This is a genomic window from Holtiella tumoricola, assembly GCF_027857615.1.
GTDB lineage: Bacteria > Bacillota > Clostridia > Lachnospirales > Cellulosilyticaceae > Holtiella > Holtiella tumoricola.
In genome coordinates this window covers 1-377 of record NZ_JAQIFT010000041.1, presented here as the reverse complement: position 1 = coordinate 377, position 377 = coordinate 1, and the positions used below count along the sequence as shown (strand labels likewise).

General features: G+C 34.7%; 1 protein-coding gene. It reads right to left on the bottom strand.

Features of this window, described 5'->3' with window-relative positions; all coding sequences use genetic code 11:
* Positions 1 to 377 (bottom strand): transposase (locus PBV87_RS10210; RefSeq protein WP_271012178.1); only part of this gene is annotated, 377 nt, incomplete at both ends.

Below are 377 nucleotides of genomic sequence, written 5' to 3'. Positions count from 1 at the left end.
CTAATGGTTACTTCTACTTTCTCAAGTTTACGTTTGTTTGCGTTAGCTTTTAAATGAGTAGAATCAGAGTAAAGTACTTTACCTGTTACAAAGTCATGTGAAATAGCTTGTTCAACGGTATGATCAAAAATATCTTGAAATACCGTTGTCCCATTAAAGCGTCTACGTCTGTTTTGACTAATAGTAGAAGCATCTGGAATTTTTTCAGTAAGACTATAACCTAGAAACCATCTGTAAGCAGCATTCACTTCGATTTCTTTTACAAGCTGTCTTTCAGAGCGAATACCGTATAGATAGCCAATAAAAATCATCTTAAAAAGAACAACAGGATCAATACCAGGGCGACCATTATTATGGCAGTACATATCTCTAGTAAG